This window comes from Brasilonema angustatum (assembly GCF_059505445.1).
Map to the genome: position 1 here is coordinate 1 of NZ_JCACKO010000150.1, position 12,036 is coordinate 12,036.

Annotated in this window: 12 protein-coding genes; 6 read left to right on the forward strand and 6 right to left on the reverse strand. The window is 42.3% G+C overall.

Features of this window, described 5'->3' with window-relative positions:
* The first annotated feature begins 322 nt into the window (after nt 1-322).
* Nucleotides 323-2,182, forward strand: a complete 1,860-nt coding sequence (locus AC5JM2_RS31675) for an alkaline phosphatase family protein (RefSeq protein WP_495839478.1) — start codon at nt 323-325, stop codon at nt 2,180-2,182.
* Between the two features lie 84 nt (nt 2,183-2,266).
* Here AC5JM2_RS31675 and AC5JM2_RS31680 read toward each other — a convergent pair whose 3' ends face one another.
* The 4 genes from AC5JM2_RS31680 to AC5JM2_RS31695 all read right to left on the reverse strand — a co-directional run bounded on the left by AC5JM2_RS31680 (nt 2,267) and on the right by AC5JM2_RS31695 (nt 5,524).
* On the reverse strand, nt 2,267-2,527 hold the full coding sequence (locus tag AC5JM2_RS31680) for a DUF7219 family protein (protein WP_495839480.1): 261 nt from the start codon (nt 2,525-2,527) through the stop codon (nt 2,267-2,269).
* A 432-nt stretch (nt 2,528-2,959) separates the two neighbouring features.
* Nucleotides 2,960-4,759, reverse strand: a complete 1,800-nt coding sequence (locus AC5JM2_RS31685; protein ID WP_495839482.1) for a S8 family peptidase — start codon at nt 4,757-4,759, stop codon at nt 2,960-2,962.
* Between the two features lie 242 nt (nt 4,760-5,001).
* The gene (locus AC5JM2_RS31690; RefSeq protein ID WP_495839484.1) at nt 5,002-5,247 is read right to left on the reverse strand and encodes a hypothetical protein; all 246 of its coding nucleotides are present in this window, start codon (nt 5,245-5,247) and stop codon (nt 5,002-5,004) included.
* A 64-nt stretch (nt 5,248-5,311) separates the two neighbouring features.
* Nucleotides 5,312-5,524 carry a high light inducible protein gene (locus AC5JM2_RS31695; protein WP_495839485.1) on the reverse strand — a complete coding sequence of 71 codons (213 nt, stop codon included), beginning with the start codon at nt 5,522-5,524 and terminating at the stop codon, nt 5,312-5,314.
* 420 nt (nt 5,525-5,944) lie between these two features.
* On the opposite strand from AC5JM2_RS31695, the gene AC5JM2_RS31700 reads away from it, so the two are divergent.
* The 4 genes from AC5JM2_RS31700 to AC5JM2_RS31715 all read left to right on the forward strand — a co-directional run bounded on the left by AC5JM2_RS31700 (nt 5,945) and on the right by AC5JM2_RS31715 (nt 9,832).
* Nucleotides 5,945-7,324, forward strand: coding sequence for an endo-1,4-beta-xylanase (locus AC5JM2_RS31700; protein WP_495839487.1), 1,380 nt, complete (start codon nt 5,945-5,947; stop codon nt 7,322-7,324).
* Between the two features lie 240 nt (nt 7,325-7,564).
* Complete coding sequence (gene rsmA / locus AC5JM2_RS31705) at nt 7,565-8,416, forward strand: 16S rRNA (adenine(1518)-N(6)/adenine(1519)-N(6))-dimethyltransferase RsmA (RefSeq protein ID WP_495839489.1); 852 nt, start codon at nt 7,565-7,567, stop codon at nt 8,414-8,416.
* A 103-nt stretch (nt 8,417-8,519) separates the two neighbouring features.
* A complete protein-coding gene (ispE, locus tag AC5JM2_RS31710; protein ID WP_495839491.1) occupies nt 8,520-9,515 on the forward strand; it encodes a 4-(cytidine 5'-diphospho)-2-C-methyl-D-erythritol kinase in 996 nt (331 codons plus the stop codon).
* On the forward strand, nt 9,512-9,832 hold the full coding sequence (locus AC5JM2_RS31715) for a DUF3082 domain-containing protein (protein ID WP_495839493.1): 321 nt from the start codon (nt 9,512-9,514) through the stop codon (nt 9,830-9,832). Before ispE ends, AC5JM2_RS31715 begins: the two co-directional genes overlap by 4 nt.
* 44 nt (nt 9,833-9,876) lie before the next feature.
* Here AC5JM2_RS31715 and AC5JM2_RS31720 read toward each other — a convergent pair whose 3' ends face one another.
* Both AC5JM2_RS31720 and AC5JM2_RS31725 read right to left on the reverse strand, forming a co-directional pair.
* Entirely contained in the window at nt 9,877-10,140 is a 264-nt protein-coding gene (locus AC5JM2_RS31720) for a type II toxin-antitoxin system PemK/MazF family toxin (RefSeq protein WP_495839495.1), read from the reverse strand.
* A gap of 75 nt (nt 10,141-10,215) precedes the next feature.
* A complete protein-coding gene (locus tag AC5JM2_RS31725; protein WP_495839497.1) occupies nt 10,216-10,374 on the reverse strand; it encodes a hypothetical protein in 159 nt (52 codons plus the stop codon).
* Between the two features lie 133 nt (nt 10,375-10,507).
* On the opposite strand from AC5JM2_RS31725, the gene AC5JM2_RS31730 reads away from it, so the two are divergent.
* The gene (locus AC5JM2_RS31730; protein ID WP_495839499.1) at nt 10,508-12,022 is read left to right on the forward strand and encodes a cryptochrome/photolyase family protein; all 1,515 of its coding nucleotides are present in this window, start codon (nt 10,508-10,510) and stop codon (nt 12,020-12,022) included.
* The last annotated feature ends 14 nt before the right edge of the window (nt 12,023-12,036 follow it).

Here is a 12,036-nt window from a genome sequence, read left to right on the forward strand (position 1 = left end):
GGAATCTTAAAAGCCCCCTTTTTAAGGGGGTTGGGGGATCTCTTGTGCGTAAGTCCTAAAGATTGAAATTTAACCTTCTAGTCATACAATCTTGGTGTCCTTTTCATGGAGAAACTGAAAACTTGAAACCTCGATCCCCCCTAGCCCACGCCAGGTGCTACAAGTCGGCAGAGCCGCCCAACGCACTGGCTCCCCTTTTTAAGGGAGGAATCTTAAAAGCCCCCTTTTTAAGGGGGTTGGGGGATCTCTTGTGCGTAAGTCCTAAAGATTGAAATTTAACCTTCTAGTCATACAATCTTGGTGTCCTCACATCCGGAAGTTTATGCGGTTTTTTACAGACGGTTATCGCTGGGTATTTCTAACCTTTTTTGTGATTGCAGTTATCGTAGCGTGTACAGCATCGCCTGGAAAACGTTCTGGGCAAACAACACAACAGCAAGCAACACAACATAATATGATCATATTCGTTGCTGATGGGCTGCGTCCAACTTGGATCAATCCTACCGATACCCCAAGTATGAATGAGATACGGGAACAGGGTGTCAAGTTTACCAATAGTCACTCTTTGTTTCCGACTTTTACGACTGCTAATGCTTCGGCGATCGCCACTGGTCATTATTTAGGCGATACTGGTGACTTTAGCAATACTATCCAAGTCAATGCCCCAGTCAAAAGTGCCAAAAACAGCCTTGTCCCTTTCTTAGAAAACAATGCTGTTCTCCAAGAAGTGAACAAACAGTTTGGTGCTAACTACCTCAACGAACAAACTCTGCTAGAAGCTGCAAGAAAATCAGGTTTCAGCACTGCAGCAGTCGGAAAAATTGGACCAGTTTTGATTCAAGATGTGACTTTGCAAAAAGGTGAACCAACGATCATTTTTGATGACGCCACTGGTACACCCACAGGAATTTCCTTGAGTTCTGAAGTGAGTGAACAACTTGCCAAAAACTCGTTACCAACAGCAACACCTTCACGCGGTGACAATGGCAAACCGGGCGACAGCAAGACTCCTGGTACTAAAGTTGCCAATACAACTCAGCAGCAATATTTTGCTGATGTGACGACTAAGGTGATTCTGCCAATGTTCAAGCAACGGCAAAAACCCTTTGTGTTAGTTTATTGGTCCCGTGATCCAGACGGTACGCAGCATAATCACGGCGATAGTCTCAACCAACTTGTTCCTGGTATTAATGGTCCGACAGTGCAAGCAGCGCGTCAGAATGTTGACAAAAACCTGGCTCAAATTCGCACTGCATTAAAAGATTTGGGTTTAGAAGAAAGTACAAATATATTCTTGACTGCTGACCACGGATTTTCGACTATTAGTAAAGAGAGTAAAACCAGTTATTCAGCAACGCTTTCTTATCCGGATGTGCCAAAAGGTTTTATCCCACCTGGTTTTGTAGCGATTGATATTGCCCAGGAGTTGAAGTTACCTCTGTTTGACCCAGATAATAAGAATGCAACTGTAGATCCAACTAAAGGACAGTTTTCTAAAAATAGTGTGATTGGGAAAGATTCCAAAAAACCAGATGTTATCGTTGCTGGTAATGGCGGTTCTGATTTACTTTACCTGCCTAATGCAGCAAACAAAAAAGCAACTGCCAAAAAGATTGTAGATTTGCTGCTGAAGCAGGACTATGTTAGTGGGATATTTGTGGATGATTCTTTGGGAGAAATTCCTGGGACTTTATCAATGGAGGCGATCGCTCTTCGAGGCGCAGCACGCACTCCCAAGCCATCTATTTTAGTCAATTTTCGTTCCTTCGATACAGGTTGCGGCAATCCTACGGCGTGTGGTGCGGAATTAGCCGATACAGGTTTGCAGCAAGGACAAGGAATGCACGGTAGCTTTAGTCGTGCTGATACTTACAACACAATGGCAGCAATTGGACCAGATTTTAAACACGACTATGAAGATTTAGCTCCTGCAAGTAACGCAGATGTAGCTGTCACCATAGCGAAAGTATTGAAGTTAAAATTATCTACTCAGGGTAAGTTAGTTGGTCGAGTGTTAGGTGAAGCGTTAGTCAATGGACCTGATAACGTTGAGTATAAATCTTTCACCCTGAAATCTCCATCTGCTGCTAACGGTTTAAAGACCATCCTCAAGTATCAAACAGTAGGAAAAACTCGCTACTTTGATGTTGCTGGATTCCCAGGTCGTACCCTTGGACTGTAATTAAACTACTTTGACACAGCATGCACTGTCTACCAGCGATTTTTGACTCATATTTCGGGCATTCGTCTTGAGAACTAAATTCAGTTACACACAACCCTCAGTTTCTGTGTTTGAATCAATTCCCAGTCCTGAATAGCTCCGTTGTAAACGTTCCCAGAGTTCAGTTATTTGCTGGTTAGCATCCTGTGGAGAGAGCTTTCCAAGAGTTTGTAAGTTGCTAATGTAGCCAACTCGTGTTGCAAATTCTTGTAAATTAGCGTTGAACACTAAAGCCTCTGGCGTGAAGTTACCGTGGTAACTTCTTCTTTGATAAAGAAAGTCATGTTTGTCTATTTGCGGTTCCATAATCCAGCTCTTGCCTAAAAATTTCTCTTATATCTTTATATTTCTATACAAGAACGATAAAAGCAAATATTTTTAATTGTTGTTTTAATAAATAAAAGTGATTAAAGAAGAATGCAATTAGCTCAGAGAACTCAATTCTCTCGTTCCTACTCTGTAGTCTGATCTGTGTGTTCTAAAAAATCTTACTTAGGTATGATGAATTACAAAACTTTACATTACATGGCATAAACCTCTTGCAGCGCAAAAAAAACCCTGCACTGTCAATTTGCCAGGCAGGGGGTCTTCACAATCGTTGTTGCAGCATATGTTATAGCTCTCTGTTCAAACAAAGAATATTACGCAAGATTTGCTATTTATTTACAAAACTTAATAAATAGCTTGGTTTAACATATAGAAGTTGCAAATACGCAAACCAAGTTTTTCTCCACAAACTTAACTCAGTTTTGTTTGCAAGACTTTAGATACACCCTGTGATAACAACTTCTCACGTATCTGCTCCAAATTTTTTGGCTTTGGTAACTCAGTCAAAGTTTTTGGTTCCACTTGAGTCCCAGAAGGTTGTTTACTAGATAGAGCAGCTGCAAATTGCTTGTAAAGTTCTGGGTTGACAGCAAAGTAAAAAGCTAGCTCTTGTCCTACCTCCTTCAATCGCTTTGGTAATTCTGTTTCTGTTGTCTGTAAGAGTTCAGCAAGACAAGACCGCAGCTTAGCGTTATCTTGACTCACTCCAACAAAATTACCATCAAGTTGAGTGTCTGATAGTTGCTGCCCGAAGAGATGGACAAATGTATCGAGTCTGCCGTTATCTATAGATGAATGTTCTGCTAAGGCAAACGCTGGTGCAATGACTGAGCTACTAACATTATCAGGTAGTGGTGCAGCAAGTACCTTCTCTGTATTCACAATACCTTCACCAAATAGATTGGGCTTCCATGTTGGAAATTTGTCACAACTGTCACGCAGAATCTGATTAAAGATGAAAGGAATTTTTTCTGCTCCATAACGTTGGATGAGTTGGTCGCGCCCATGATAGGATAGCCACAAAGCCGCCACAGCCGCAACTAGTGGTGCAGAAAATGAAGTGCCGGAGCCTTGGAGAACATTATATTTGAACTCACCATTGTCCTTATCAGTTTTTGCATACCAAACTGACTCTCCAGGGGCGGTGACATCAACTTGACTTCCTCGCGATGAACCCCACCAAATCTCACGTCGCACATTACTACCAGCAACAGCAATGACTTCGTCATAAGCAGCCGGCCAAACTACGTAGGGAACCATAGTACCAGCTGCAGCTACGACAATAACCCCCCGTTTTTGGGCATATGTGATCGCACTCCGCAGGCGCTGGTTAAACAATCCAGTTCCTAGGCTAATTGAAAGCACATGGACACCATAACCAGCCGCGTACTCAATCGCGTCAGCAAGATTAGTTACACTTAATAGAACAACTGAGTATGATACTCGAAGGGGTATTACTTTGGCACCAGATGCCACTCCCGTCACAAATTTTCCAGTTGGGTAATTGGCTTGTGCCCCTTTTGGGCTAATCATAACACTCGCTGTTGATGTGCCATGACCTGGATTGTTTATAACTTCGCCTGGATGTTTTTCCAGTTCGTCCGTTGGGTCTTTGTCGTTCTTGAGAAAGTCGTAACTTTGTTTAAGGAAAAGATTCGCCAAAATTTCTGGATGTTGCGTATAACCTGTATCAGGAAGCCCAATGATAACCCCATGTCCTGGAGGTAGATTCGGGTCAGGGAAAAAGCGTGACCATGCCTCAAAAACTCGAAGTTGCTTGAGACTCCACTCTGGATCACTACTCTCATCTAGTAAAGCTTGATGAGCAAAGTTTCCAACTGGCTGTTTTGACTCTTGATTCCAGTCAGAAGACGGTAGAGGAACAGCAAATAATGGCTGTGCATCCACAACTCCCGGTTGAGAACGCAAATGATATGTTTTATCCCAAGCTTCTTTAACTGATAGTGTATCTCCTTTTTTGCTGACTTCAAACTCGGTACGATTATCTCCTATTGATTTAACCTTCCAATTTGAACCCAGTGTTTTGGTAACAATTTCTCGAACTCTGTGTTCTAATCCCGGCTTAACCATCTGGAGAAAAAAACCTTCAAACTTAGCACCCAAGTTATTTGAGTTGCTGAGTTGATCGCAATCTGCCTTTGGCAGCAAGCTAGCGCCGAAGGGCGCGCTACGCAAACGCTTATCGCCCATACAATTTTCCTCTAGTGAAATCACTTCTTAGCCTTAAATCTAGTTCAGTACTTAACTACACTGCAACTATTGATGATTACGCTGTGAATGTTAAGCAGAGAATTTTTCACGAAATAAGCCTGAAATGAAACGAGTAGAGCGTTTGTATTTGCGTAGATTCTACTCCAAAAAAAGAAGTCCCGGTTAAGGTAACCAGGACTTCTTTGAAGATTTTACGTTAACTACAAGCTTGAGAGAGCTATTCATGCAAGGCTGTTGAAAATGGTAGCCCATAGAGTTCCCGCTACTCCAACACCAATGAATAGGTAAGTGAAAAAACGGCCCAATTCAGGGTTTATTCCCAGTACTTTATCTTCTTGACCACCAGTGAAAAATAATGACCAAGCTTGGTTAACAGTGATTACTTCAGATTTGTTGAAATCAGGTCTAAATACAACAGGTCCAACAAGCTCGTTTTTGGGTAAGTTAAAGTCAGTTTTTGTAATCATTTGTTCACTTTTGTTTGATTTATACAAATTGATTTGATCGTTTTCTAAAAATTCTGGTTCGTTATTACAGGCTTGCGATCCAATTAATCAAACCATGTCCTGTCAAAACTTCAAGCACTATAAGCGAGACAAAACCAATCATTGCTAAACGTCCATTAAGTAGCTCAGCATACTTAGTGAAGCCAAACGTCTGCTTTTGATCCACGTACATCTTGGGTTCAATGGCATAGTTGTTTAATCTGTTGCCTTCTTCTACAACGTAAGTGCGTCCTGTCATCGTTTTTTCCTTAATTTGTTTTTCTTATTAACTAATGTAACGGATTGTAAACAAACATTGCAAGTCGTTTACATAAAAAATGATAAGTCAAAACCGTACTTGACAGGTAGGGAAAACCGTATTTAGGGTGCAGGGAGTAGGGAGTAGGGGGCAGGGAGCAAGGAGTACCGGAGCAGGGAGCAAGGAATAAAAAGGTGCTTTACTACGTAAAGCACCTCTGTTTCTGTGGTCTGTGTCCCCTCTCCTTCCCCAGAGCTTTTGTTTCCCCTACACCCCTACACCCCTTTTCTTCGACCTGAATCTTTACACACACTAAATAATTTCTTATCGAACATTAATGTAATATGCCAATGCTGATTGAGCTAATAGTTCGCTTTCAAATCAAACCACTTGTATCAAAATAAGCAACAAAGAGTGAATATGCGTGATCACAACAAGCAGCAGAAATGGAAACGAAGGCGACAAACAAGTCGCATACTGCTATCGGGTTTCGTCAGTTTTCTCATCGTATTCGGTATTCATATTACACTGACACTAGCGCAAGAAGCGGTTCCCCCAGTTCAGCAGACAAAAGGCAATAACCTCATTGCACAGGTTTCCTCTAATGATGCGTGGCGTCAAGCTGCTGCGAACAATATCAACACATACCGCAAAGGTGATTTGACGGTCGTAGTGACCAATGCCAACGGTACACCTATCCCTAATGCAGACGTACACGTTGCTATGAAGCGCCACGCCTACAACTTTGGTAGCGCAGTTGACGAAAACATTGTATATTCAGGTTCAACGAACCCTGATGCTAACAAGTATCGAGACAGTATCCCACAGCTATTCAATCAAGGGGTGATCGAAAATGGTCTTAAGTGGCCAAAGTGGGATAACTTGGAGTTACGTCCACGAGCCATCGAAACTCTCAAGTGGCTTAGGGACAAAAACCTGACAGTACGTGGTCACAATCTTGTCTGGGGGAGTTTTCACAATTCGCCACCCAGCTTGGAAACCCTGTACAACAATACGCTGAAACAGCAGGGACAGGCAGTCGCCGATAAGGTTTTGCGCGATACTATCATTACCCATATCCGTGACGAGGTAGCGTATTTAAAAGGCCAGATAAACGACTGGGATGTTGTCAATGAGCCATCTGACAATCACGATTTTCAGAACATTCTCGGTCCGTCGGTTATTGTAGATTGGTTTAAAGCCGCTCATGAGGCAGATCCAAATGCCGTTCTCTACATTAACGAGAATTTCTATAACAATAGCACTCAGGGTGACCAATATGAAAGTGAGATTCAGTACCTACTTAACAACGGCGCACCATTAGGAGGTATTGGTATAGAATCTCACTTAATGGATGGTATTATTTCGATACCACAGTTGGTAAGCATCCTTGACCGCTTAGCTAAATTCAACCTTCCAATTAAAATTACTGAATTCGATATTTTTACCTCTGATAAGCAGTCACAGGCTGACATAACGCGCGATTGTCTGACGGCTGCTTTTGGCCATCCGGCGACAAATGGCTTCATAATGTGGGGTTTTTGGGATCGTGCACAATGGTTTGAAAATGGACCAATCTATGACAGGGACTGGAACCTTAAGTTGAGCGGCAAGGTTTACATGGACTTGGTTTATAAAGAGTGGTGGACTGACGTGGTTGGGAAAACTGACGCCAATGGAGAATACAAAATCCGGGGCTTCCTTGGAGACTATCAAGTTACCGCAACCAATAACCTTGTGAGTAAAACAGTATCCACAACACTTTCACGCAACGGTACGAAGTTGACAATAGGAACCTAGTACCGCAAGGCGGAATTCAAAATTCAAAATGTGCTGCGCAGCGGTGCGCTAACAAAATTCAAAATCACCTAAGTTCTGAGCGCCGGCTTCCGGCGATCAGACTTCTCTCAAAATGAATACAGCGTAAGCGTTTCATTTGGCAAAGGAGTACGCGATAACCGCAATTCTTAACACGAGGATGCTAAAAGCCCACACTTCCTTGACGGATAATTGTCGGTAGTTCACACAAAGGCTAGAAGCATGATAGAAAAAGAGTTTCAAAAAGTAAGACCACGCAAAGTCTTTGCACAGCATTGGCTCAAAAGTGAAAAAGCTCTTAACGAAATTATTCAAGCTTCTCAGTTACAATCTACTGACTGCGTTCTGGAAATTGGTCCTGGTACAGGAATTCTGACTCGCCGTCTATTACCTTTGGTACAATCTTTGCTTGCAGTGGAAATAGACCGGGATTTGTGCGATCGCCTAACAAAACAATTCGGACGCCAAGAAAATTTCTTACTCGTGCAAGGAGATTTTCTAGAACTAGATTTACCTTCCTTAATATCACCTTTTGCGGCGTTTGGCAAGCAGAATAAAGTTGTAGCTAATATTCCTTACAATATTACAGGACCAATTCTAGAAAAACTTTTGGGGACAATTAGTAACCCAAACCCCCAACCTTATGACTTGATAGTGCTGTTGGTACAAAAAGAAGTTGCCGAAAGGCTGGTAGCAAAACCAAGCTCAAGAGCATTTGGGGCGCTATCGGTACGAGTTCAGTATTTAGCAAAGTGCGAGTTAATTTATACTGTCCCGGCTGGAGCATTCCAGCCACCACCCAAAGTAGACTCAGCAATCGTGCGCTTAGTTCCACGTCTTGTGGAACCACCAGCCACAGATACGCGACAACTAGAAACTTTGGTGAAGTTGGGCTTTGGCTCAAAACGTAAAATGTTACGAAATAATTTGCAATCAGTTGTAGAGCGCGATCGCCTGTCACAATTACTGGAAAAATTACAGATAAACCCTCAAGCTCGCGCTGAAGACCTCAGTGTTAGTCAATGGGTAACTCTAGCAAATGAGTTATCATTCCTGAGTAACGAGTCAAGTTAAAACAGTTATCAGTTATCAGTTATCAGTTATCAGTTGTTCACTGTTTACTGTTTACTGTTTACTGTTCACTGTTCACTGTTCACTGCTCACTGATTTGTTAAATATGCGTTCTTACACCCTTATCGCCCCTGCCAAAATTAACTTACATCTAGAAATTATTGGTGCCCGTACTGATGGATATCATGAGTTAGTCATGATACTTCAAAGTATAGATTTATCTGACGAAATTTCTGTACAAGCGAGCGATAGACAAGCTATCCGCGTTAGTTGCAACCATCCGGAAGTTCCTACAGATAAAACTAATATCGCATACAAAGCGGCAGAACTTATGGCCAGAGAGTTTCCATCAGTCTTTGCCAAATATAGCGGTGTGAACATTACCATCAATAAGCGCATACCTGTTGCAGCCGGGTTAGCTGGAGGTTCGACAAATGCAGCAGCGGTGCTAGTGGGAATAGATTTGCTGTGGAAGTTGGGGCTAACTCAGTCAGAGTTAGAGGAATTGGGAGCACAACTTGGTTCAGATGTGCCGTTTTGTGTGGCGGGTGGAACAGCGATCGCCACAGGAAGAGGTGAGCAACTTTCTGCGCTTCCCAATTTAAACAACATATATATAGTATTAGCTAAATACCGTAGTCTCGCAGTCTCTACCCCTTGGGCATACAAAAGCTATCGAGAACAATTTGGTGATTCCTATCTTAATGATATCCACAGTTTAAGCGATCGCGCAGCAGCGATACACTCTGGACCAATAGTCAAAGCTATCCTCAATCAGGACGCAACGGAAATTGCTCAAAAGCTACGTAATGATTTAGAGCGTGTGGTGTTACCAGAGTATCCGCAAGTCTTACAATTGCGGGAGACATTTGCTAGCGCTGGTGTTTTGGGGACAATGATGTCTGGTTCTGGTCCTAGTGTATTTGCGATTTGCGAATCGCAACAGCAGGCTGAACAGGTGAAACTTCGTGTGAGGGAGACTATTCCTGATGAAGATTTAGAATTGTTTGTGACTCGTATGACTTCACATGGAATTCAGATAGCATCATCAGTGTCAGGATATGATAACCAGAAACAGGCAAAGGACGCGAAGATTTTATGAGTGACGAAAATCTAACACAACAAACAGAAGCTCAAACGCAGGTTCAATCAAGTCCCTTACGTTGTGTGATTGGGGCAATGATTTCGGGAGCACTTGGGTATGGATTATACTCTCTAATGATTGCCACAGCGACAAGTTTTGCAACCAAACCCATTCATTCAGATAACGTTATAGTACTGAAGATTTCTTCTGCAGTGCGTACCTTAGTTGTGGGTGTTATGGCATTAGGAACTGCAGTATTTGCGATAGTGGCGATCGGGTTGCTGGCTTTGGGGGTACAGTTGTTGGTGCAGCAGTTGACGAAAAAGCAGTCGTGATGATGGAGGTGGAATTGGTTTCAATACCTGCAGTTGATAGGTTTTTAAAGGTAAAGAACTAAACGCAAACCTTCATCCACCTGTTCTTGAAGGTCAGAAGGCAAAGAACATACCCGTTCAGTGAGTAAAGATTTATCAACTGTGATAATCTGAGAAACATTAGCAACCGAATCACGTGGTAGCCCTGTTGCTTTTCGTACTAGCAGAACATTTCCTGGCGCTTCTGCTAACTCTGTGTTTGAGGTGAGGACAACCACAATCACAGTTTGAATTTGACTGCGGTTAAATGCGTCATCTTGGATAATCAAGACAGGTCTACGATAGCCTGGTCCTGAACCAGTCGCTTGCTGGAAGTGTAGCCCACCAAATCTCCCCTCGATACACTACCAATCCTCACGAGGTAAAGAACCAAACTGCATTTGAGCAACAGCTAAGTCTAATGATGAGGAATGTTTGTTGTAAATACGATTTATCGATTGATTACAGTCAACAACCACCACCACCCGCATTTGGAAAACCAGATATTGAGTGGATACAGGCAAGATTAGCAAATTATTGAAAGCAAAATCTTAAGAGATTTGATAAGAAATTTGACTATTCGTACACAACAAGATTCCCGACAACTCTTACGAAGTCGGGAAGGGTGAACTTTTTTTACATGACATAGAGGAGAACATGACCATTGGTGTTTGGATATTAGGCGATCAACTTTGGATAGAACAAGCAGCACTGCAAAGTTGTCAAGATAAAGTGCCTGTTATTATGATTGAGTCGCTGCGTCATGTCCAAGAACGCCCTTACCATCGGCAAAAGCTGGTGTTGATTTGGTCTGCAATGCGACATTTTGCTGAGGAATTACGAGAATTTGGTTATTCAGTCACATACAAATTAACAGAAGATTTTGAAACACCACTCCAAGAATGGATTAAGGAAAACCAAATCACTCAGTTGCGGGTGATGACGCCAAATGATAAACCATTCACCCAAATGATTCAAAATTTTGCTTCTTTAGATTGCACAATTACTCTTATTCCTAACAATCATTTTTTATGGAGTGTCGAAAAGTTTACAACCTGGGCGAAACGTCGTAAAAGTTTAAGAATGGAAGGCTTTTATCGAGAAGGACGACGACGTTTTAAAATTTTGATGGAGGGAGATAAGCCAGTCGGGGGAGAGTGGAATTTAGATAAACAGAATCGTCAACCGCCAAAAGGTAAGTTGAATACGCCACCAGCAAAGTGGTTTGAACCAGATGAGATTACTCAGGATGTGATTGCACACGTTAAATCTCTTTGTTTTCCACTTTACGGAGAAGTAGAACCGTTTCGCTGGGGAGTCACTCGTTCTCAAGCACTCGAAATATTAGACTGGTTTATCAAAAATCGTCTACCAGAGTTTGGTCCTTACCAGGATGCAATGGTGACAGGGGAGGAGACAATGTGGCACTCTATGCTATCCCCGTACCTGAATATCGGGTTACTCCAACCTTTGGAAGTTATTAAAGCAGCAGAGAAAGCTTACCATGACAACCAACTATCTATGAACAGCATAGAAGGTTTCATCCGTCAAATCATGGGTTGGCGGGAATTCATGCATGGTGTCTACCATTTTGTGAGTGCAGATTATCCAGAAAAAAATTGGTTTGATCACACCCAACCTTTACCTGAGTTTTTCTGGACGGGTGAAACGAAGATGAATTGTCTGCACCAGGTACTCACTCAGTTGTTACGTACTGGTTATGCTCATCATATCCAACGGCTGATGGTTCTGAGTAATTTTGCTCTGATTGCAGGGCTTTCGCCCCAAGCGGTGGAAAATTGGTTTCATGCCATGTTTATTGATGCTTATGACTGGGTGATGCAGACAAATGTGATTGGTATGGGGCTATTTGCTGATGGTGGAATCTTGGCATCTAAGCCTTACGCTGCATCTGGGAACTATGTAAACAAGATGAGTGATTATTGTAAAGGATGTGCTTATAATCCCAACGAGCGTGTTGGGAAAAATGCTTGTCCTTTCAATTTTTTCTACTGGGATTTTCTTAATCGTCACCGCAATCAACTTCAGTCTCAAGCAAGGATGGTCATTGTTTTGGGACATCTTAAGATACTATCTCAAGAAGAATTAGAAATTCTGCATCAGCAATCACGAGATTGGCACATGCGCCAATTGTCTGGGAAAGAAATTTAACAGCCGTTGATTAA